Raw genomic sequence first — 20,512 nt, forward strand, 5'->3', positions numbered from 1 at the left:
CTTTAATCTACAGTCTTTAACCTAAAGCTTTAAGCTTAACCCATTCAATTAAGCAATACTTTGCACCTGTGAAGCCAGTAACCAAATCGCTAAGGCAAAAAATATCAGCCCCATAAACTTATTTTGGTAAGTTCTAAATTTATCATTTTTAAGCAGTGGCTTACCTAGGGTTCCCACTAATGCCACCAGCAATAAATTGAATAATAACCCCATTACGTTAAGCAGCAGGCCTAATGCTAACATCTGCTCGCCTGAACTAGCACTAAGCTGAGTAGAGACAAATTGCGGTAAAAAGAGCACGAAGAAGATTAGCGCCTTAGGGTTAAGCAAATTACTCATTACTGCTCGGCGATACAATAATTTGGCTAAGTTATTTTGTTGTTCAATTTCGGGCGCATCAGCCGCACTGCTGCGCATACAATCCCAGCCCATTTTGAGTAAATACGCACCGCCCAATACTCTTAATACTTCTAAAGCAAAAGGGTTCATTGCCACCAGAGCTGACACGCCCATAGCCGCTAGTAAGGTTAAGATTAACCCCGATGTTGCGTTACCAAAGCTAGCGTACACGCCCACTTTACGGCCATAGCTCAAGCTAGAGCTGGCAATCAACAGCATGTCTGGGCCAGGAATTAATAGCAAAGCAACCACAGTGGTTAGATAAACAGGAAGTAGGGCCAGATCGATCATGATGAGTATTAGGTTCGTGATTAAACAAGGCGCGGATTTTACAGCCTTCCAACATGAATAAAAGTCATGTTGTTGTTAAATGAGAGCTAACATTGGCAAATTTTGTTTACAGCTGATGTTCACAACTTAAAAAGCCAGCAATAACCTGCATAAATCAAACTGGAGACCCCTTAATTCGGCTTAACTTGGGGGAATTTCTTAACCTGTTGTTTAATACTCCATTTAAGCATCATCGGACCTACTAAAGTGGTGATCGCTATAATCACCACTAATTCAGTAAATAACTTACTATCAATAATGCCCATTTGATAACCAAGCTCTGAAAATACTAAGCCCACTTCACCTCTTGGGATCATGGCGCTGCCTACCACAGCTTTGGCTTGCCATGTTCTGCCGCCAAACCAGCCTGCGAGCAATTTACTTAAAATCGCTAGCAGCGTAAGCCAAACCAACAGCATAATCCCGCCAGCGCTATAATCTAGCTGACTTAAATCTAAACGAATGCCCACGTATACAAAAAATATCGGCGCAAACACATCGACCATGGTTTTAGTGGATATTTCCATCTTGTGAGTAAAAGAAAAAGGGTTCACTAAATAGCGATTAAACGGTGAGGTAAATTGCCGGCTTAACGCTAAGCCCACTGCAAAACCACCTAATAGTGCAGGCGCACCAAACCAATGCGCTAACCATGAAAATAGGCAAATCAACACCATGGTGATGATCACTTCATAACCTGATTTATCAGCAAAGGGTTTGAGTGCTCGAGCCAGATACAGCAAACCCCGTGTCACTGGCGGTGTTAAGATTAAAAAAAGCAGTACTTTGGCGGTCAGTATTAACGAACTGGCTAAATCAAACTCTCCAAAGCTTGCAAAGTTAAACAACAGACTTAGCAAAATAACGCCAGCGATATCATCAATCACCGCAGCACCTAAAATCACATTACCAACGTCAGTTTGTGCTTGCTGGGCTTGGCTTAGCACCCGTAATGAAATACCGATGCTGGTTGCTGTTAACGCACAGCCTAAATACAGCGCAGTAAAATATGAATCCGTCAGGTAATAGGCGCTACTGATTCCAATCATAATAATTGGAATGACGATCCCCAAAACAGCGACTAGCGCAGCCCGCCATCCCGCTTGAGATAAACGCTTAATTGACGTTTCGCAGCCAATGGAAAATAACAGTAAAATGACCCCGAGTTCAGCCAACACCGCCAGTGTCGCATTGGGCGTGACAATGTTGAGAAATGTAGGTCCCAATAACAGTCCAGCTAGGATTTCACCGACGACAGCAGGCAATTGAAGCCGCTCAAATATGCTCCCTAAAACCTTACCGCAAAGCAGAATTAAGCATAACGCGATAATAAACTGCTCTACTGTCATACACGCCTCCTAATCGCTGCTCCTTTGATTAAATATTGAGCTTATCAATGATAAAGATCAAGGAGTAAATCAGCTGTTTTGGTACATTTGACTTAGGTAATGTATGAAGGAATATATCAGGAGGTTGCCATGGATAAGCTATATATTATTGCTCAAAAAAATCAGCAACAAGCCAATGCGGTGAGTGCGGGAATTGAGCTAGCTAAAAAAATGAATCTACAGCCTGAAATAGCAGCCTATAGCTACGAATCATTCAGCGGCGATGCCTACTATAATCCACGAATCGCCGCCGATGTACGCCAGCAAATTCTAGCTACGCAGAAGCTAGAGCTAGAACAACAACTCAGCGACATAGCTGCTGAGATTACTCCAACGGATATGCCCTTCAACACCCCATCCAAGATCCCATTCAACATCACATGGTGTAAAGATTTAGCCGAGCATGCCTGCCAGCAGGCTAAACCTCAGCAATACGCGATGATGTTAAAGGCTATCCATGAGTCCGATTATTTTCTACCTGCTGATTGGCAACTGATCCGCCACACTAAAGTACCATTAATGCTGTTAACTCATAATCTGCTTAGTAAAGCAGGGACAATTTTAATGGCGGTGGATTTGGGCAGTAACAAACCCGTTAAAAAAGCACTCAATCAAGCGGTGATTAACCAAGCACGCCGTCTAGCAGAAGTCACAGGTCACGAGTTGCACCTTGGGTTTGTAATCAGAATTCCTAAAATACTACGCGATATGGATATATTAAATAGCCGCGTACTGATTAAAGAAGCTTACGATAAGCATCAACAAGCCATAGAACAAATTGGTATTGATAGAGACCATGTTCATATTTTGGCAGGTAACCCTGATATGTGTTTGTTTGAACTCAGCTGTCGATTAAATGCCGAATATTTAGTGATGGGCGCTGTGCAGCGACAAGGCATTATGGGCAGAGTGATAGGCAATACAGCGGAGGCTATTTTAGCGCGAAGCCGTAGTCATATTTTGTTGATTCCTCAGCAAGCCGTTGATTGATTAACTGGTTGATTAATTGATTAATTGATAAGGCGACAAACTAACCCACCATTGAGTTAGACACAAAAAAGGCTTAGTCATGATTACTAAGCCTTTAAAATGCGAAATTTTACCGTACTACTTAACGATAAAATGCTTCAACTGTGCCTTTAACTGTCATTAATAAAGGTTGACCGCGACGATCTAACGCCTTGCCTGCTGGCACTTTAACCCAACCTTCACTGATGCAGTACTCTTCAACATCAAAACGTTCTTTGCCATTAACTTTGATGCCAATGTCATTTTCAAAAACAGCTTCAACATGATGTGGGCTGCGTGGATTAACAGAAAGGCGATCAGGTAAAGCGGGTTGTGAAGTTGTATCGTTCATGAGCATGCTCTGTAGTAATAGAATCTAGCGCTATTGTAGGCAATACAGGCGCTTTGCTCAAGTGTAGCCATCATATACTCATGAATAAATGCTGCAGCAAGGATGTTTGATTAACGGTGTCAGTGTCACCTATACCTCTAGGCGTCGTTTAAAACAGACATAACAATAAAAGTAACCGAAAATCATCGATAAACTCACTAACAAAACAATGATAAATCGAGTAGAGCTTTACCAGAAAGCAGACGATTAAAAACGGATTTAAAATCTTAGTTTAAAAGTCACGTTAATAGGCAAATTACTGCTTCTAGCTAGGTGGGCAAGAATTAGTGCCAACAAAGGTTAACGACAAGTTAAATTCGTTAAAAAACTTTACATCTTTTTGACTAAATGAGTATTGACACAGAAGTGCAAGATGGAGGATATTCTCACCTAGAATTATTGAAGGTAAATCACACTTTATAAATAAATAATTTGCTAAAAATAAATAATGTTTCAGTAGCGTATTGAAACAGCACTCAACTGCTGTTATCGGACAACTATAATAATAATTATTGGAATAATTTTAATTGCCGGTGACGCAATATTTACTCATTTTTGGGGACAAGCACATGCTATTTGAAGGTAAGTTAATTTCTGACTGTCCAATCCGTCAAAAAATTCGCGATTTTTATCGTATAGATGAAAACATCGCAGTAGATCATATTCTCCCTCTAGCAGAAATTAACGTTAGCGCCCGAAGTAAGGCGTGGGAACGCGCACGCCAAATGGTCTTGAAAATTCGTCAAGATCAATCAGGCAATGGTGCAATCGATGCCTTACTTAATGAATATTCACTTTCAAGTGAAGAAGGCGTGGTATTGATGTGCTTGGCAGAAGCACTTTTACGCGTACCTGATAAACATACCCAAGATGTGCTTATTCGCGACAAAATCTCCCAAGGCCATTGGAGCAACCATTTAGGCAGCAGTGATTCATTATTTGTGAATGCTTCTTCATGGGGCTTATTAATCACAGGTTCAGTGGTAGATTATGCCGATAGACGTACCAAAGATCGCTTTGGATTATTGAAGAAAACCATTGGCCGCCTAGGCGAACCCGTCATTCGAAAATCAATGAACTACGCTATGAAAATCATGGGCAAGCAGTTTGTGATGGGTGAAACGATCGTCGCAGCAACTGAGCGTGCTGCCACAAAAGAGCAACAAGGTTACGTGTATTCCTATGACATGCTAGGTGAAGGCGCTCGTACTATGGACGATGCCAACCGATATTTAGCATCGTACCAAGACGCCATCGAAACCATTGGTAAAGTAGCCCAAGCGTCTGGTAAAAATGATCCTAGAAAAGTCCCTGGCATTTCTGTAAAGCTTTCTGCTATTCATCCTCGTTACGAATTTACCCATAAATCACGAGTGATGAACGAAATAGTGCCAAAGCTTAAAGCCCTATGTTTACAGGCCAAAAAGTATAACATTGGCTTGACCGTTGATGCTGAAGAATCAGAACGATTAGATATCTCACTTGATGTTATCGAAGCCGTATTTAGCGACGACGACTTAGCGGGTTGGAACGGCTTTGGTATTGCCTTACAAGCTTACCAAAAACGCGCGATTTTTGTGGTTGATTGGCTACGTGAATTAACGGTGCGTGTTGGCCGTAGAATGATGGTGCGCTTAGTCAAAGGTGCCTATTGGGATACCGAAATTAAGAATGCCCAAAAGGATGGCCATAGTCACTTCCCTGTATTCACCCGTAAGTCATCGACTGATGTGTCATTCCATGCCTGTGCCAATAAATTATTAGGCTACAGAGACACTATTTATCCACAGTTTGCGACTCATAATGCTTATACAGCAGCCACCATTGTAGAGCTTGCTGGTGATGATAAAGAAGGCTTCGAATTCCAGTGTTTACACGGCATGGGCGATTCACTTTATGATCAAATCGTCAGTGGCGAACACATTCAATGCCGCATTTATGCGCCTGTGGGTCACCATGAAGATTTACTCGCTTATTTGGTTCGTCGTTTATTGGAAAACGGTGCCAACTCATCATTCGTTAATGCCATTGTTGATGAGTCAAAACCGGTTGAGTCACTACTTGAAGATCCAGTAGAAAAAACTCAGCGATTAAAAGAGAAATACAATCAGCAAATCCTTAAACCGATTGCTTTATATTACAGTGAAGATGGCGAAAATCGTGATAATTCAAAAGGTTTAGATTTAACCAACATCAACGAGATCACGCCACTAAAAGAATCACTTGATAACTGGTTTACTAACAAACAACTTAATGCCACTGATGTGCCAGAAGGCGCTGTGGCAGTGAAAAATCCTGCCAATCATAATGAAATCATTGGCTATCACCATTTCCACGATAAAGATGCCATGCTGGCGATGATCGACACTGCGCAAACGGCATTCGCTTCATGGTCACAAGTATCTGTCATTGAACGCGCCGCGCTATTAACTCGTATCGCAGATATCTTAGAGCGTCATACCGACGAACTGATTGCGTTATGTATAAAAGAAGCCGGTAAAGTTGCTCAAGACGGTATCGATGAAGTACGAGAAGCTGTCGATTTTTGCCGTTATTACGCTAACCGAGCCATTGAATTAGCTGAAGATGACCGCATAGAGCCGCGCGGTGTGGTGTTATGTATTAGCCCTTGGAACTTTCCATTAGCTATTTTCTTAGGCCAAGTTGCTGCAGCCATTGCCACCGGTAATACCGTGTTAGCAAAATCAGCAGAACAAACCAGCTTAATTGCTCTGCGCGCCATTGAACTGATGAAGTATGTTGGTCTGCCAACTGGTGTAGTTCAAGCTGTGATTGCTCCAGGTAGCCTAGTCGGTAGTGTTATCCTGCCAGATGAGCGCATTCAAACTGTGATGTTTACAGGCTCAACTGAAACAGGTACTAAGATTTCGCAAATCTTGTCTGAGCGCGGCGGCCATCAAGTGCCATTGATTGCTGAAACTGGCGGTCAAAATTGTATGATAGTTGATTCAACCGCTTTGCCAGAGCAAGTTGTGGATGATGTTATATCATCAGGCTTCCAGTCTGCGGGTCAACGTTGTTCGGCGCTTCGCGTGTTATTTTTACAAGAAGATATTGCTGATAATGTCATTACCATGCTCAAAGGAGCACTGGCTGAATTACACGTTGGTAATCCTGAGTTCCTCAGTACCGATATTGGCCCTGTTATTGATCAAAAAGCACTGAGCGCATTAAACGCCCACAGTGATTACATGAAAGACTATGGTAAGTTGCTATATCAATGCGACATATCTACTGAAGTTGCTGACAATGAACACTTCTTCTTTGCGCCGCGCCTTTATGAAATCAATGACATTAGTGTATTAAAACGTGAAGTATTCGGCCCATGTGTCCATGTGGTACGCTTTAAAGGTGATGAAATAGAAAATGTCATCGAAAGCGTTAATGGCACAGGTTTCGGTTTAACCATGGGCATACACACCCGAATAGAGCACAGAGCAATTGATCTCGCCCGATTATCACGTGCAGGTAATGTATATATCAACCGCAATATGATTGGCGCCATTGTCGGTGTGCAACCATTTGGTGGTCGCGGTCTTTCAGGGACGGGGCCAAAAGCCGGTGGGCCAAATTATCTATCACGTTTGGTAAAAGAAAAAGCCACACCTAATGCCGATGATTTTGACCTGTTACCGCCGCAAGCTATTGAGAAAGATTGTGATGCACAGTCTATATCCGAAGCAACATTGCTGATGGATAGAGCCAACAAGGTTGAAAAGCAATGGCGTTTAACGGACTTAAACACCCGTACCTCTTGTGTACGTCAGTTACTGGCTAAAATCGCCCAAGTTGATATCGTTGATGACTTAGCAGACGATTTAAATTACACCTTGAAGGTTTCTCGAGATCAATTAATCGATATTGAAAAACTGTTGAAAAAGCCAAAGGTACTGCCTGGGCCAACGGGTGAATCTAATACCCTTTATTTGGAAAACCGCGGCAATATTATTTGTTTTGCCGATGAAAATGTCAGCTTCCACTTCTGGGTACTCTCAATCGTAACCGCATTGGCAACAGGTAATACAGTTATCACCGTGGTGTCTGATTTATACCATGATGAAGCATTGGTATTTAGAGATAAGTTGATAGCAACTGGCGCAGACAAAGATATCTTCCAAGTGGCAAGATATCGTCATTTACCGACATTATTGGCTCATCCTAAATTATCGGGTGTGGTTATTGATGGTAACTGCGATCGTAAACACTACATCAGTGAGAAATTAGCTGAACGTCAAGGTGCGATATTACCTGTGATCAGTTCTGAGTATTTCGATAACTTGATCCAGCGTCTACTGACAGAGAAAACCGTGAGTATTGATATCACGGCATCGGGTGGTAACACCTCTCTGATGACGTTAGTTGAAGATGATTAATACGCTTCAAAGTAGCTTACCCATAAACAGGTAAGCGTGTATTAGCAGTCATAATAAAAAAGCGAACCACTCATGGTTCGCTTTTTTAATGCATTTTATATCGTCCTAAATGTGTTTACACATTTTGAACTTTACTATGACAACACCAATACCTGCCCGCATCAAACGAACACAATAGAATTATTCATTAGGCTTTAAACTACAAGTTGTAGCAGCTATAGGAAAAAGGCACCATGACTTATAAGCGAGCCCAAACCACCTATGGCATCTAATGGATATGATTGCTATCAAAACGCACTTGCAGAGCGTGTAAACGGGATATTAAAACAGGAGTTTTTTATTATTCCCGTGCAGTAACCTTAATGAGTTAAAGTTGTTCGTTGAAGAATCTATTTTTATATATCACGAACTGAGGCCACATTTAAGTTTAGGTATGAAAACACCAAATCAAGTGCTGAAAAAGACCAGCAGCAGGCGCTACTGGCCAAATAAAAACCGTCAACTTATTTCAGGACGGGACAGGCTTTAAAAATAAAAAAATAAGGGAGGCTGTTTAGCCTCCCTTAAATAAACGCTCAATATTAATTAATGATTTCTAAATATAAGTGCCACTAGGCCCCAATCAGAGAGTAATACATCTCTAATTCGCTCACTATCACCTTCAGAGCTACATCCCCACATTTCAGCACAGCTTCTTCCAGCAATATTTGTTCCTGTTCCCGACTCAGTATCTGGACGACTATTGTTAAGTCGAGCAATTTGTTCATTAAAATATTTTGAATAGTCAGGAGCGGTTACAGTGATCGTTTCCATTTCACCTATAGGGGCATTTTGGCCTTCTTGAGCATTACGATTAGCTTGTAACAAGCTAAAAAGTTTGGGTAAACTCAAGTTTTTAGCATCTTCAGAATCTTTTAATTGTCTAGCAAATGTTCTTGCTTCAGTATTATTGAGTGAGTATGCCTTTGATAACCATACATCCGCTTCAGCTTGATCCTGTTCAACCAAATGGCCACCAAGATAGACCTTGCCTAATACCAATGAACTTGGTGAAAAATCGACCTTGGTACTTTTTTTCAAGTACGATATACCTTTATCAATATCCTGGTAATCGCTCTCTTGTAAATACATCACACCAGCTTTATATTGAGCGACGGTATTGTCATATTTAGCCGCACGTCGAAACCATTTTAACGCTTTTGTGTCATTTTTTTCGGTCCCGTAGCCCGCATAATAAAATTCACCTAACGTTGCCATTGCATCAGAGTGGCCTCTCTTAGTTAAAATTTTATAAGCCTTGAAATACTCCCTACATTCAGCGGTATCACAGGCCTCTAGATTTGAGGAATTAGCATACGGAATGACTAATAGAAGTGCAGCCGACAATGTCAGCTTTTTGATTATCCTTATCATGGTGAATCCTTTTATATCATTTGAGTAATTTCAACCCGCAAAAACACTACATGTGGTCCACGTACAGCATGTTGAGTATTTAAACTAAAGACCGAGTTTTAATTCTGATATAAGAATTAAGCTCCGCTTGACTAAACTAACACTAAATAAAAATATGAAATAAAGTGCGATATATTCAAAGTCAGTAGCAACTAGGACTAGTTGAAAATTCAGCTAGTACTTTTACTTAATTGAGTGCTTTTACTTAATTGAATACTTATATTAGTAACGTATATATTTTTTACACAAATGGCAAAAGTAATTTACGAAAAAGATTTAGCGATCCCAGTTAATAATGCGAAAGTATTAACATCAATTAAGCTCTCAAACTCCCAAGTTAAATATGCCTATAATAATCATAGTCATAATAAAACTAAGCCATATAACATATTAATTCAGAATCAATTAACTAAACGGCAGCCACACACTGTATTACTAGGCTGAAATAACACCACTGCAAAATCCTTTGCTTTATCTTGTTCAATAATCTGCAAGCTAAGGTTATGCATTCCGTCTCTGCTTAAGTTGAGGTTACTGACATAAGAAAGGTAGCGATAGTGCTCAGGAACCTGTTGATGTTCAGCTAATGGGCTTTCTTGTTTGGTATTCACTGAAATATCGTAAATCATATTTTCAGTATCAATGCTGTTAACCTTGCCTTGCATTGACACTGTACCAGCTGAACTGCCATCGATATTAAAATAGCGATAATGCACTTGAACCTGGCCATCTTTAGATAATAGATCCACAAGTAAATAATGATTACTATCTTGTTGGTCATTATGATGATTAAACAGCTCAGAGCTGCAGCTGAGCATAAAGCTTGGCGAGCTAGAAGCGGTAAGATTTGCTATCACACCGATACAACTCAACAGTATGGTCAATATGATGATATTGATTACCCAACGCCAATTTTTAACCATGTGAGCACCTCTTAAAAGTACAATCATTGTTAATCCAGCACATAAAATTAATCACAAATTTCAACTCCTTTTAGCCATGCTTGGCTAACAAATTTCTTGGGTTGTCGTAAGTCACTAATTTTTAGATTACGGATAACAGATTGGCCATAATGTTCGCCACGTAAGGTAATATTTAGCACCTGCTCGTCATGGGAGAGAGACAAAAAAACACGCTTCCAAGACGTTGAATTACATTGCGCTAGGCTTTGTTGTAATTGCATCCCCTGCTTTTTTAATAATGCTAAATTGGTTTTAGAACTAGAATATAAAATCACATCAACTGTTTGGCCTGAAGTCAGTTTTACTGTTGCTGTGCTGTTAGGTAAAACAGGTAACGCTTTAGGTGGCGAGAAACGGATAAACATCAAGCCACTAATTAACAGTGCAACTGCCAAAGTGATAATAGTGGTGATGGCAAAGCGTTGAGGGTGAGAAAAAAAATTCACCGATTGCTTACGACTTCGGTGATGCTTTAATAAGTACCCTTGCCCTTTGACAGTCTCAATCAATGACTCATATTGTGGACCTAAGAATGCTCTTAAGGTAAAAATAGCATGGGTAACCGATGCATCACTTAATGGTTGCTCTTGGCCATTGCCAGTTTTTAATAATGGCTTAGCCACCACTTTACCCTGGTAATCAATTAACAATGTTAGTACTTGTAACTCAGCACGAGGAAGGCGCCAAACTTCATCACTTTGGTTATTAACTAATTCGCCTTTATTAACATCGAATTTGCAATGCCCTAATTGCATTACTTTCCCCACTAAAACGCCTCATTAACCCAGTCTAAAACAACCCATAGATAATTCTGTGATCCTGCTTAATTTAGTGCTTTTAATTGCAATTTTTATGAAGTAAAAAGCAATGAACAACAACAAAATGCGACGTAAATCACACAAATTAACAATATAAATGCAACCTAACGAGTCGTTAAAACTGCCTTTAATGTTAATTAATTTAAAAAATAACGTGATCGCAATCACGTTAGCAGCCAACTCAACCCAAAATTCACATTGTTTACTCACTTTACAAATGCAATCAACTGCGAATTTAAAGTCCATTTCGCAGCCTATATTTCTTCGCTTTACATCACAAAATTAATCCCCCCATCACTTACATTAGATTCATCGAGCAGCGCATTAGCCTCATATATAGAAACATTGAAGCAGCGCTAAATGAGATAACTCGAACCAATTTAAATATAGAAGCAAGTCATAAAAACAAAACACAAACTGAGTAACAATAACATTAGATATAGGGTGATTATTATGAGTATGAACAGACGCCAAGCATTAACCCAAATCATTGGAATGAGCACTGTTGCAGCCGGTGCAACATTAGTCGGAACATCCGCTTTTGCAGCTACAGATGCTGATGGAAACTTTAGATTAGAACTCGGTGACAAATTAAAGTATGTACCACTAGATGCAATGGCCACTGCAAAACTGGCTTATGAAACAGGTGGCGGGTGTATGCATCAAGTATTTCATTCAATCGTCACTAAACTAGCCGAATCTTCAAGTGTTGATGCAGAAAACTTTGCCTCAATTCCTACGGCATTAGCAGGCTATGGCTGGGCAGGTATTGTCGGGCAAGGCACTATTTGCGGTAACTTAAACGCAGCAGGTATGTTGATCAACATTCTCGGCGATATTAATGACCAAAATTCAGCCGTTATTTCGGCCTCTTTCCGCTACTACGAAAGAGAAGATTTACCACTATCATCTGACGAGTTTGTGGCAGGTATTGGCTCAACAGCAGAGAAAAGCGAGCTTGTGGGTAAAACTTCAGTGGCCAACAGCCCATTATGTCATTCATCAATCAGTAATTGGTCAGGTGCTAACGGCGGTAAACCTTTCGTCGAAAAAGGCGAACGTTGTAAACGATTATCAGCCAGTATGGCTTACTACATTGTTGACTTACTTAACCGCGCTTATGCTGGTGAAGTCATTGGAGCTCTACCTGAAGCGATGGCTTCAGAAGAAACTCAAGCCTGTCAAACCTGTCATGGCACAACTGAAACTATGGGCTCTGCTGCCAGTGTTAAAGGTGACTTAGAGTGTCAAACTTGTCATACCGGACATTTCAATTAAGGAGCTCATTATGAAACTTAAATTATTGAGCGCCTTGCTGGCTAGCTCCCTACTGCTTATAGGGTGTGGAAGTGACGACGATACCAGTGCACCGGATCCAGTCGATCCGCCTGTAGTTGAACCACCAGTAACCGATCCTGTTGATCCACCAGCGAGTGAAGTGGTGAAGATTGATGATGCAGATATGATAGTGTTAACGGTTGATGAGTTTGATGCTGCCACTGGCGCATTAACCTTCACCCTAGATAATGGCGATGAAAAAGCCATCACCGATGCCAGCACTTACGACATTATCTACTTAGGTTATCCCGACCCTAATGCATCATCTTCTAACGCTAAAGCTTGGAAACGCTGGCATGTTAGTCAAACGTTTAGCTGTGATCCTACAACTGAAGATGAATGCAGTGGCGTATTAACCGAAACCGAAACTGAAGGACAATACACTTTTAACGCGATAGACCTAGATCTTGAAAGCAAAGCCTCAGCAGGTGCTGTAGCACTTTATAAAGTCGCAATTCAAGTTCATGGGGTAAAGGCCACTAATGAATTCGAGCTCATTCCCGCTGGAGAATAGCCATCACCCGGCCTGATCCGATCCCCATAAAAGGCATTAGGCATTCACAGCCGTAGCGGTTTGCTACGGCTTTTTTTGTTTTGGATAATTTTGTTTGAGATGTGCCAGAACTGTGCTTTTTATTTTTACTCAACAGCTCGAAGTAAGAATGCTGTCGCTGCTTCAGCGTAATGCTCAATTTCACTTCGTGTCGGTGAAGTCATGCCCATTAACACCTTATTTCTATGGTTTAATAACATCCCTAGCCACAACTCAACTGTGGTTTCAATGTCAGTGACATTGAATCTTTGTTGGAAAAATTCAACTAATACTCGCTGCACGTCATCAGGCCCAACACTAAAAAAGCTAGTAATTATTTCAGGGCTGTTTCCACTTTCAGCTACCAGTAATCTAAAAGTCGCAATGTGCTCATCAGATAAATGGAAACTGATGTATTCAATTGCAAAACCAAGCAAAGCGGCATGATTATCATCCAGTGATAAATATTGCGTTGCCTTATCATCGAACTGGCAACCCATATGCTCCAGGGTTGCCTTAAATAAGGCTTCTTTAGAAGCATAATAGCGATAGACGGTTTGCTTGGTCATTTGTGCTTCACTTGCAATACAATCCATATTCGCAAGACCATAACCCGCAGTTAAAAACTGTTCTTGCGCAGCACGTAAAATTGCCAGTCTCTTCTTTTGTTTATTTTGTTCAATTTTGCTCATCTGGCTCCCTCATTCGCGATTCTAACTTCAATTCTTACTTCAATTCTTACTTCAAGCCTTACTTCAAGCCTTACTTCAAGCCTTACTTCAAGCCTTACTTCAAGCCTTACCAGTAGTTCTAATTCGCTCTTTAATCAATCCAAGTGAATTTAAGCTCAAAAATATCATACCGCAGAGTATGATTTGCATTGGCAGCTTATCAAAATAAAATCACACTCGCTGGTATGATTTTATTTTGAGGTATTAAGATGACAAATTCAACAACCAAAGCACTGACTAATTCAAGAAAGATAGGCTTTGGACTCGCATTGTTAGGCGCTGTGCTAATGAGTATCGATCCCATATTTATTCGCTATGCAGGCGTTAGCGGATTCGATACTGCCTTTTGTTTGGATTATTCAGCGCAATTTCGATGCCGATATTACTTAAAATGAATGATAAACGTGGGATCAGAAAAGCGTTAACAGCAAGCGGCTGGCCAATACTGGTATCAGGCATACTCATGTTAGGGAGTGCAACAGGCTTAGTGTTTAGCATTAAAATGACGTCTATCGCCAACACATTTGTCATTTTAAGCGCCACTCCTGCCATTGCCGCCATTTTCAGTTGGTTGATACTAAAAGAAACCACTAATCGCTCAACCTTATTCGCAATCGTCGCTGTCATGATAGGGATAACTATCGTGGTATCGGGCTCTGTGAACACAGGAAATTGGTTGGGTGACTTATTGGCCCTGTTCTCTGTCACTTGTTTAGCACTGATGTTTACATTACTACGTAAATATCAAGATATCAGCAGGCTAGCCAGTGTTGGTCTTGGTGGGCTATTACTCGCCATAGTGATGTTTTACTTTGCTACTCCCTCAAGTTATAGCATGGAAACTTGGTTGATTATGGGCGTTATGGGTTTATTTACAGCTCCCCTAGGCCGTGTTTTCTCCATGGTAGCAACTCGTCACATCTCAGCTCCTGAAGTATCGATGACGTTAATGCTTGAAACTGTACTAGCACCTATATGGGCATTTATGTTTTTTAGTGAAATTCCTGCTAACACCAGCCTTTTAGGTGGTGCAGTCATTATCACGACGATATTTTTTTACACCCTATTTAGTTTAAAGAACGAGCATTAAGGAAAGACCATGCCTAAAACCTCTATAACAGCAGCAACATCAACAAAAGCCACACTAAAGTTTATTGGCCAAATTAACACCCCATATCTTGCCATCGATACGTGTCCGAATAACATTCAAGATAATGGTCCAGTGTGCGAGATAGCGCTTTATGATGATTATAAAGAAGGCCTACTTGGACTCAGTGACGGGCAAGATATTTTAATTTTATACTGGCTAGGTGACGCGTCACGTAATGAACTCGTTCAAACAAGCAGGCAACAAATGGTGAAGGGAACATTTGCTTTGCGCTCTCCCAATCGCCCAAATCCAATTGGCGCAGCGGTCTTGCCTATTGAAAATATAAGGAATGGGGTCATCACGGTGAAAGGGTTAGATTGTTTAAACCATACTCAATTAATTGATATTAAGCCTGCAATTAAACGAGAAGTGAGCAATCAATAAAGTCACTTAATCGTCATTGATATTGCATGGCAGTTTAAAATATGAACAACAAAAAGCCACGAAAAACCTATTATCGTTAGTCATGGCTTTACGCTTTTTCAGCCACCTGTTTTTGCGATTTTACAACTCGTGCAGATTTTACTTTTACTTTTACTTGCGAATTTTTAAGTTGATACATCTTGATGTCTGCAACGTTAAACAAGTCATTAATAGAGTAATCCTTACTGTCAACGGCAACATGCCCCCAAGCAAACTCCAATTGAAACTTGTTACCTCGATAATCGACAGTACAACAATGATGCTTTATACGTTGAATAATTTTGTGAACAAAATCGTCAATATCACATTGTTCAGGAACAGAAAAAACCAGCACAAATTCATCACCACCTACTCTGGCAATGATATCTGCACTTTTAAGCTCTTTTAAAAGGTAACTCGAAAATGTCTTCAATATATGGTCACCTGCAAGGTGGCCAAAATTGTCATTTATCTGCTTAAAGTTGTTTAAATCTAGGTAGATGAAGCAAAGTGCTGAATCACAGTCACTATTGTTATCATCTAAATTTCGCAGTTTCTTTTCTAATCCATAGCGATTAGATAACTTGGTGAGATGATCTTGCTGAGATTTATCGAAAAAATGCATTCTCGACACAGTGAGTGCTGTTTGCTCAGTTATGACATCGAAGTAATTCAGCTCAGTCGGCGATAGAATGACGGTTTGTTCGCCAAAACTACCAAAAGCCATCACTCCAAGTGCTTTGCCATCAACAAATAATGGATAATTCACTACAGTTCGAAGGTTAAGTAACGGAGTAACATCTTTATTTGCCTCGGGCTCAATCAACAAATCTTCGGTATAAAAGATTTTTCGTTGGCCAAGCATCTTCTTGAAAATAGGATCATCATTGTAGTTAATGTGAGGCACTATAGTAGACATGATTTCAGCGTTAGGACCAACACCAGCCACATGATTCAGCCACCCCGCTCGTTTCGCATCGGTGATATAAATCCACACATCGGTCAATTGAAACAATGTACTGGTTTCTGTTTGTAAGAAAGCTGCCATTTCCTTGAGGGAACTGACCTTATTCAATCCTTTACTCACACGTACTAAGGAGCCAAACAGTTCCGCATATCGTGCGTTTGTTGTCATGCTTTTTACTGGTTTCATAGCCTTCTGATACTGTTAATCAAAATAGAACATACAACAATCACTTCCATGGCCTTACTTGCTTTGAAAGCTAAATATTTATCAACCTAAACTTGAGTTAATTCAAGTCAATTAACTTGTGTATTAAACTACACCATCAAGCCTAGCTTTCATTATCCCATCCTATTTAAATTAACAAAAAACCGCTAGAAAATTATGAGTTTATTGATAAAACTTAGATTTAAATCAAACTTTTATAACTATCTAATCAAACCGTATCCATGCCAATTTACACGCGACGTTAACTCAACGCTCATGCAAAAATTAGATAATTATTGATTCAGGGTAACTCAGAAAATAACCCGATAATGCTGCTATTAATTTGATAAAATTTACCATCACAAGAATTATTGTTATTAACAGCTGCACCTTTACAAGCACTGAATAAGAGAAGTAAGTAAGCGCCCTATGACTGAAAAAGAATCTTTGCTGCAAAATCTGTTAGATATATTGATAGTCCAACGCCAAACGGCACTGAGTGCAGCTGAAGATGCCCATAATGACGCCACCAATGAACAAAGCGTGGCAGAAACTCAATATGACACAATCGGTTTAGAAGCCGCTTACTTAGCACATGGACAATCACAACGAGTCGCTGATATTGATATCATGATAAAACGCTTAACGGCGCTTCCTCTTAAAGACTTTACGGCCGAAGATGACATCAACCTTGGTGCGATAGTGACCTTAGAAGCTGGCATGAATTGCTGGCTATTACCTGTTTGTGGCGGCATAAAACTCGACGATGGAAACATTGTCGTTATCACTCCACAATCACCTTTAGGACAGAAACTAGATGGCGCAATGGTGAATGAAAAGCTTAATGATGGTCGCTTGATCTTGGCAATTAGATAAACTTAAGTTATTCAACCTGCAGTAAACATCCCGAAACTAAACGACATACCAGTCATGTTACGATTATTCGACTCTGGTTTTTGAATCAGGTTTTCGAATCTGGTTTTCGACTTTGTTTTTCGAATCTGGTTTTCGAATCATTGAGCTTCATCATTTTCAAAAACTAATCTGCCATAATATGATCTCAGGCAAATTACTCATTGCTAATACTTGTTAGGATCGCCGCAAATTTTAGTGGGTAATAAACATGCAATTAGATTTAAATGGTATGACGCCAAAACAATTTCTCGAACAGTACTGGCAAAAAAAGCCACTGGTGATCCGTCAAGGTTTTAAACACTTTGAAGATTTGCTATCACCAGAAGAAATGGCAGGGCTGGCTTATGAAGATGTGGTTGAGTCTCGCCGTGTATTTAAGAAAAATGATCAATGGCAAGCTGAATTTGGCCCATTTGAATCTTATGAAGAACTGGGTGAAACAGACTGGACCTTAATCGTTCAAGCCCTAAATAACTGGGTGCCTGAAGCTGAAGAACTGCTTAAATGTTTTGATTTTATTCCGCGCTGGCGTTTAGATGACGTGATGGTGAGCTATGCCACACCTGGCGGTGGAGTGGGTCCACACATTGATCTATATGACGTATTCATTTGCCAAGGTTCTGGCCGACGACGCTGGAGAGTTGGCGACCTTGGTCCACACAAAGAATTCTCTGCACACCCAGCACTACTGCACACCGAAGCATTCGATCCGATTATTGATGTAGAGTTGCTTCCAGGCGATATCCTATATCTACCACCAGGCTACCCTCATGACGGTGTGACACTTGAACCATCAATGAGCTTTTCTGTGGGTTATCGAACTGCCTCAGCTAAAGACATGGTTAGCGCAATGGCAGATCACATCATCGACAAAGACTTATGTAACGATCAAATAGCCGATCCTGATCGCGTTATCAGTGAACATTCTGGCATAGTGAATAACAGCGATCTTGAACGTATTAAGCAACAACTGCTTGCTACCCTTGATGACACATTAGTCAGTGAATTTAGTGGTCGTTACCTAACACAATCTAAATGTGAGCTAGATTTACCAGAAGAAAGTTTAGGGTTTCAAACCCTAGATGTCACAGAGCAACTTAAACTACAACCTTTAGTAAAGCTTGGCGGCCTGCGCACGCTGTACTTTGAAACCAGCGTTGCTGACGGTGTGCTGTATATCAATGGCGAGCAACTTCAAATATCAGCAGATAAAGAAGCCTTAATTGCACTGCTATGTGATACCCAAGAGTTAACTGCACAAGACTTAAGCCCATGGCTAAATGATGATGAAGTGGTTGAGCAATTAACCCACTGGGTTAACGCAGGCTATTGGTATTTCGACGAAATCGAATAAAACTTGCTTAAGAGTGCCGCAATGAATATTGCGGCACTATAAAAAATGCGTCACGATGAATATCGTAAAACCATGAATTAATACTTAGCTAAATAATCACAGCCCCTACTTCTGCATCAACAGCAATCGCTGGCAGAGTTTGACAAAATCCGATGAAGTCACAATCCCCAGTACCTTATTTTCCTCATCAACCACCGGTAAACAACCTAGTTTATTATCAATAAAATACTGCACGACAACGGTCAGAGGTTCATCTAAACCTAACTTTTGCGCCTCGGTTTCCATAATATCTGCGATGGGCGTATAACGCTCTTTTCTATCGAGTGCGCCTTGACCGTACTTGTTCAAGGTATTTAACACACTTGCTATCATCTTTTTGTGTGTCAGTAAGCCGATGAACTCTCCTGTTGTTTCACTGATAACAGGTAAATGACGCACATTACGACTTTGCATCAATAAGTGGGCATCCTTTAAGCTAGCCTGATGACTAATACAAACAGGGTTGGGTGTCATAATGTCGCTTACTTTCATCGCTTTACTCCTTAAGCTGTGACTTAATAAAGATTAATCAAAATAGGCAGAAATAGCTAGATGAAGCACTTAGTCGCTCATTTTATATTTAACGAATTAAATAGAAAGCGGACTTTTGTAGGAAATAATCAGATAAAAATATGAGGCCGAGTATAAGGAGAATGCAAACAGCTTAGAGATAAACACCAGTGATCTAGTTAACAGATTAAATCGCTGATGATGACAAGGCATAGGTTGATTTTGTAACTGTGAATTGAGTCAGATTCATTGAAAAAAAATGGTGATAAGCTCAAGCCATAATATTTTATGGAACTGATATGTTTACCCTTTTTCGGCAACGGACAATATATGTTTTTACCATACTGACGCTGTTCAGCCAGTTGGTATTTGCGAATCCGAATTTTATGATGCCAAAGGTAGGCAATCTCGCTCACTCTGACAATATAATCAGTTCTGAAACCGATGTTCCCCATGACAGAAAGCTGGCACCGACTTTATTAACAGCCTGCAGTTCTGCAAACCATCTACATGAAACTCTATCCAATAATAAAGCCCATCATTGTGATGGCCTAACCCCTTGCTCATCGGATTGTGATAACTGCTTTTATATCAGTATTGCTGACACTCTGTTGATGCATGAACCTTGGCAAATTTTTCATCATCCAGATAATAAAATTGTCAGCCTTACCCCCTACTTTCAATCAATACTGCCAACGCAGCACCTAAGACCTCCCATTGCTTAACCTTAACAGTAGCAACAATTAGTCACTTTATTTATAAACCACGGACACTGACATCATTCAGAACAACGTGCCCGAATCTTTAATGGAAATAAGCAATGAAAAACATAATTTATATCGTCCTAAGTCTCTTTTTAATCAGCTCGACGGTACAAGTGGCCACTGCGGCACATCATAATGTTGCCGAGCAGAAACAGTCACATGCTTGCCCAATGCATCCAGAAGTAACAGGTCAGAATGGCGATACCTGCCCTAAATGCGGCATGAATTTAGAACATGCTCACCAAGCAGATGGCGACCACTGCCCAAATAAAGGCAAGTGCGAAAAATGTGCTAACAAAGCCAAATGTGACAATTGCAAAGGGTGCAAAGGTGAAGGCAAGTGCAACAAATGTGAAAAATGTGCTAACAAAGCCAAATGTGACAATTGCAAAGGGTGCAAAGGTGAAGGCAAGTGCGACAAATGTGAAAAATGCGCTAACAAAACCAAGTGTGACAACTGTAAA

20 protein-coding genes and 1 pseudogene are annotated in these 20,512 nt (G+C 40.4%); 11 read left to right on the forward strand and 10 right to left on the reverse strand.

Going from position 1 to position 20,512, the window contains the following annotated elements; all coding sequences use genetic code 11:
• Positions 1–48: 48 nt before the first annotated feature.
• Both BCU84_RS17335 and BCU84_RS17340 read right to left on the reverse strand, forming a co-directional pair.
• Positions 49–690 (reverse strand): LysE family translocator, encoded by a 642-nt coding sequence (locus BCU84_RS17335; protein WP_198589607.1) that lies wholly within the window; start codon positions 688–690, stop codon positions 49–51.
• A gap of 170 nt (positions 691–860) precedes the next feature.
• Complete coding sequence (locus BCU84_RS17340; protein ID WP_102529334.1) at positions 861–2,078, reverse strand: cation:proton antiporter; 1,218 nt, start codon at positions 2,076–2,078, stop codon at positions 861–863.
• A 129-nt stretch (positions 2,079–2,207) separates the two neighbouring features.
• Here BCU84_RS17340 and BCU84_RS17345 point away from each other — a divergent pair, with 129 nt between their 5' ends.
• Positions 2,208–3,107, forward strand: coding sequence for a universal stress protein (locus tag BCU84_RS17345; RefSeq protein ID WP_102529335.1), 900 nt, complete (start codon positions 2,208–2,210; stop codon positions 3,105–3,107).
• A 121-nt stretch (positions 3,108–3,228) separates the two neighbouring features.
• On the opposite strand, the gene BCU84_RS17350 is transcribed toward BCU84_RS17345, so the two are convergent.
• The gene (locus BCU84_RS17350; protein WP_102529336.1) at positions 3,229–3,477 is read right to left on the reverse strand and encodes a DUF3297 family protein; all 249 of its coding nucleotides are present in this window, start codon (positions 3,475–3,477) and stop codon (positions 3,229–3,231) included.
• 608 nt (positions 3,478–4,085) lie between these two features.
• On the opposite strand from BCU84_RS17350, the gene putA reads away from it, so the two are divergent.
• Both putA and BCU84_RS17360 read left to right on the forward strand, forming a co-directional pair.
• Entirely contained in the window at positions 4,086–7,910 is a 3,825-nt protein-coding gene (putA, locus tag BCU84_RS17355) for a bifunctional proline dehydrogenase/L-glutamate gamma-semialdehyde dehydrogenase PutA (protein ID WP_102529337.1), read from the forward strand.
• Positions 7,911–8,177: 267 nt separating this feature from the next.
• Positions 8,178–8,439, forward strand: a pseudogene (locus BCU84_RS17360) (integrase core domain-containing protein); the annotation flags it as partial.
• A 56-nt stretch (positions 8,440–8,495) separates the two neighbouring features.
• On the opposite strand, the gene BCU84_RS17365 reads toward BCU84_RS17360, so the two are convergent.
• From BCU84_RS17365 to BCU84_RS17375, 3 genes are all read right to left on the reverse strand, one after another.
• Positions 8,496–9,323, reverse strand: coding sequence for a tetratricopeptide repeat protein (locus BCU84_RS17365; protein ID WP_102529338.1), 828 nt, complete (start codon positions 9,321–9,323; stop codon positions 8,496–8,498).
• Between the two features lie 440 nt (positions 9,324–9,763).
• A complete protein-coding gene (locus BCU84_RS17370) occupies positions 9,764–10,285 on the reverse strand; it encodes a hypothetical protein (protein ID WP_102529350.1) in 522 nt (173 codons plus the stop codon).
• Between the two features lie 47 nt (positions 10,286–10,332).
• Positions 10,333–11,091 carry a helix-turn-helix domain-containing protein gene (locus tag BCU84_RS17375; protein ID WP_241906474.1) on the reverse strand — a complete coding sequence of 253 codons (759 nt, stop codon included), beginning with the start codon at positions 11,089–11,091 and terminating at the stop codon, positions 10,333–10,335.
• Positions 11,092–11,595: 504 nt separating this feature from the next.
• Between BCU84_RS17375 and BCU84_RS17385 the strand changes: the two genes are divergently transcribed.
• Together BCU84_RS17385 and BCU84_RS17390 are read left to right on the forward strand one after the other, a co-directional pair.
• A complete protein-coding gene (locus BCU84_RS17385) occupies positions 11,596–12,420 on the forward strand; it encodes a cytochrome c3 family protein (RefSeq protein ID WP_102529341.1) in 825 nt (274 codons plus the stop codon).
• Positions 12,421–12,430: 10 nt separating this feature from the next.
• Positions 12,431–12,994: a hypothetical protein gene (locus BCU84_RS17390; RefSeq protein ID WP_102529342.1), complete on the forward strand. Its 564-nt coding sequence runs from the start codon at positions 12,431–12,433 to the stop codon at positions 12,992–12,994.
• Between the two features lie 125 nt (positions 12,995–13,119).
• Here BCU84_RS17390 and BCU84_RS17395 read toward each other — a convergent pair whose 3' ends face one another.
• Together BCU84_RS17395 and BCU84_RS21045 are read right to left on the reverse strand one after the other, a co-directional pair.
• Positions 13,120–13,704 carry a TetR/AcrR family transcriptional regulator gene (locus BCU84_RS17395; protein WP_102529343.1) on the reverse strand — a complete coding sequence of 195 codons (585 nt, stop codon included), beginning with the start codon at positions 13,702–13,704 and terminating at the stop codon, positions 13,120–13,122.
• Positions 13,705–14,067: 363 nt separating this feature from the next.
• On the reverse strand, positions 14,068–14,370 hold the full coding sequence (locus BCU84_RS21045; RefSeq protein WP_241906475.1) for a hypothetical protein: 303 nt from the start codon (positions 14,368–14,370) through the stop codon (positions 14,068–14,070).
• Between the two features lie 16 nt (positions 14,371–14,386).
• On the opposite strand from BCU84_RS21045, the gene BCU84_RS21050 reads away from it, so the two are divergent.
• Together BCU84_RS21050 and BCU84_RS17405 are read left to right on the forward strand one after the other, a co-directional pair.
• Positions 14,387–14,833: a DMT family transporter gene (locus BCU84_RS21050; protein WP_241906476.1), complete on the forward strand. Its 447-nt coding sequence runs from the start codon at positions 14,387–14,389 to the stop codon at positions 14,831–14,833.
• A 9-nt stretch (positions 14,834–14,842) separates the two neighbouring features.
• Positions 14,843–15,277, forward strand: a complete 435-nt coding sequence (locus BCU84_RS17405) for an SAM-dependent methyltransferase (RefSeq protein WP_102529344.1) — start codon at positions 14,843–14,845, stop codon at positions 15,275–15,277.
• Positions 15,278–15,365: 88 nt separating this feature from the next.
• Here BCU84_RS17405 and BCU84_RS17410 read toward each other — a convergent pair whose 3' ends face one another.
• The gene (locus BCU84_RS17410; protein WP_157936240.1) at positions 15,366–16,430 is read right to left on the reverse strand and encodes a sensor domain-containing diguanylate cyclase; all 1,065 of its coding nucleotides are present in this window, start codon (positions 16,428–16,430) and stop codon (positions 15,366–15,368) included.
• Positions 16,431–16,895: 465 nt separating this feature from the next.
• Between BCU84_RS17410 and BCU84_RS17415 the strand changes: the two genes are divergently transcribed.
• Together BCU84_RS17415 and BCU84_RS17420 are read left to right on the forward strand one after the other, a co-directional pair.
• Positions 16,896–17,342, forward strand: a complete 447-nt coding sequence (locus BCU84_RS17415) for a hypothetical protein (protein ID WP_102529346.1) — start codon at positions 16,896–16,898, stop codon at positions 17,340–17,342.
• Between the two features lie 247 nt (positions 17,343–17,589).
• Positions 17,590–18,735, forward strand: coding sequence for a cupin domain-containing protein (locus BCU84_RS17420; protein ID WP_102529347.1), 1,146 nt, complete (start codon positions 17,590–17,592; stop codon positions 18,733–18,735).
• A gap of 105 nt (positions 18,736–18,840) precedes the next feature.
• Here the strand turns inward: BCU84_RS17420 and BCU84_RS17425 are convergent, their stop codons facing one another.
• Positions 18,841–19,266 (reverse strand): CBS domain-containing protein, encoded by a 426-nt coding sequence (locus BCU84_RS17425; RefSeq protein WP_102529348.1) that lies wholly within the window; start codon positions 19,264–19,266, stop codon positions 18,841–18,843.
• Positions 19,267–19,583: 317 nt separating this feature from the next.
• Here BCU84_RS17425 and BCU84_RS17430 point away from each other — a divergent pair, with 317 nt between their 5' ends.
• The gene (locus BCU84_RS17430) at positions 19,584–20,009 is read left to right on the forward strand and encodes a hypothetical protein (RefSeq protein ID WP_102529349.1); all 426 of its coding nucleotides are present in this window, start codon (positions 19,584–19,586) and stop codon (positions 20,007–20,009) included.
• Between the two features lie 273 nt (positions 20,010–20,282).
• On the forward strand, positions 20,283–20,512 hold a 230-nt coding region (locus tag BCU84_RS20890; protein ID WP_206747661.1), incomplete at its 3' end, for a hypothetical protein.

This window comes from Shewanella sp. 10N.286.51.B7 (assembly GCF_002873615.1).
Classification (GTDB): Bacteria; Pseudomonadota; Gammaproteobacteria; order Enterobacterales; family Shewanellaceae; genus Shewanella; species Shewanella electrodiphila.

Bases quoted from the DNA above. Each gene is read 5' to 3' on its own strand.
- BCU84_RS17410 (WP_157936240.1), bottom strand. From the start codon at position 16,430: ATGACAACAAACGCACGATATGCGGAACTGTTTGGCTCCTTAGTACGT.
- BCU84_RS17430 (WP_102529349.1), top strand. From the start codon at position 19,584: ATGTTTACCCTTTTTCGGCAACGGACAATATATGTTTTTACCATACTG.
- BCU84_RS17415 (WP_102529346.1), top strand. From the start codon at position 16,896: ATGACTGAAAAAGAATCTTTGCTGCAAAATCTGTTAGATATATTGATA.
- BCU84_RS17390 (WP_102529342.1), top strand. From the start codon at position 12,431: ATGAAACTTAAATTATTGAGCGCCTTGCTGGCTAGCTCCCTACTGCTT.
- BCU84_RS17340 (WP_102529334.1), bottom strand. From the start codon at position 2,078: ATGACAGTAGAGCAGTTTATTATCGCGTTATGCTTAATTCTGCTTTGC.
- BCU84_RS17350 (WP_102529336.1), bottom strand. From the start codon at position 3,477: ATGAACGATACAACTTCACAACCCGCTTTACCTGATCGCCTTTCTGTT.
- BCU84_RS17425 (WP_102529348.1), bottom strand. From the start codon at position 19,266: ATGAAAGTAAGCGACATTATGACACCCAACCCTGTTTGTATTAGTCAT.
- BCU84_RS17420 (WP_102529347.1), top strand. From the start codon at position 17,590: ATGCAATTAGATTTAAATGGTATGACGCCAAAACAATTTCTCGAACAG.
- putA (WP_102529337.1), top strand. From the start codon at position 4,086: ATGCTATTTGAAGGTAAGTTAATTTCTGACTGTCCAATCCGTCAAAAA.
- BCU84_RS17385 (WP_102529341.1), top strand. From the start codon at position 11,596: ATGAGTATGAACAGACGCCAAGCATTAACCCAAATCATTGGAATGAGC.
- BCU84_RS21045 (WP_241906475.1), bottom strand. From the start codon at position 14,370: ATGACAGCGACGATTGCGAATAAGGTTGAGCGATTAGTGGTTTCTTTT.
- BCU84_RS17365 (WP_102529338.1), bottom strand. From the start codon at position 9,323: ATGATAAGGATAATCAAAAAGCTGACATTGTCGGCTGCACTTCTATTA.
- BCU84_RS17370 (WP_102529350.1), bottom strand. From the start codon at position 10,285: ATGGTTAAAAATTGGCGTTGGGTAATCAATATCATCATATTGACCATA.
- BCU84_RS17405 (WP_102529344.1), top strand. From the start codon at position 14,843: ATGCCTAAAACCTCTATAACAGCAGCAACATCAACAAAAGCCACACTA.
- BCU84_RS17335 (WP_198589607.1), bottom strand. From the start codon at position 690: ATGATCGATCTGGCCCTACTTCCTGTTTATCTAACCACTGTGGTTGCT.
- BCU84_RS17395 (WP_102529343.1), bottom strand. From the start codon at position 13,704: ATGAGCAAAATTGAACAAAATAAACAAAAGAAGAGACTGGCAATTTTA.
- BCU84_RS17345 (WP_102529335.1), top strand. From the start codon at position 2,208: ATGGATAAGCTATATATTATTGCTCAAAAAAATCAGCAACAAGCCAAT.